We start from the raw sequence: 243 nt of genomic DNA, 5'->3' as shown, positions 1-243 counted from the left end.
ATGTTAACCCGTATTCGTAACGGCCAAGCTGCTAACCACGTATCTGTAAAGATGCCTTCAGCTAAGTTAAAAGTAGCAATTGCGAAATTACTTAAAGATGAAGGTTTCATTACTGAATACGCCGTAGCAGATGAAGCTAAGCCTGAATTAGAAATTACCTTAAAGTACTTTCAAGGCAAACCAGTCGTTGAGACTATCCAGCGTGTAAGTCGCCCTGGTCTTCGTATTTACAAAGGTAAAGAC

Annotated in this window: 1 protein-coding gene; it reads left to right on the top strand. The window is 40.3% G+C overall.

What is annotated here, in order from left to right; genetic code table 11:
* Positions 1–243: 30S ribosomal protein S8 (gene rpsH / locus AAEY72_RS16030; RefSeq protein WP_352311656.1), on the top strand; the 243-nt coding region annotated here is incomplete at both ends.

It is taken from the genome of Psychrobacter sp. W2-37-MNA-CIBAN-0211, assembly GCF_040309405.1.
In the GTDB taxonomy this organism is placed as follows: Bacteria; Pseudomonadota; Gammaproteobacteria; order Pseudomonadales; family Moraxellaceae; genus Psychrobacter; species Psychrobacter glaciei.
The sequence above is the reverse complement of the archived record's forward strand: the minus strand, read 5'-3'. Positions and strand labels throughout refer to the sequence as shown.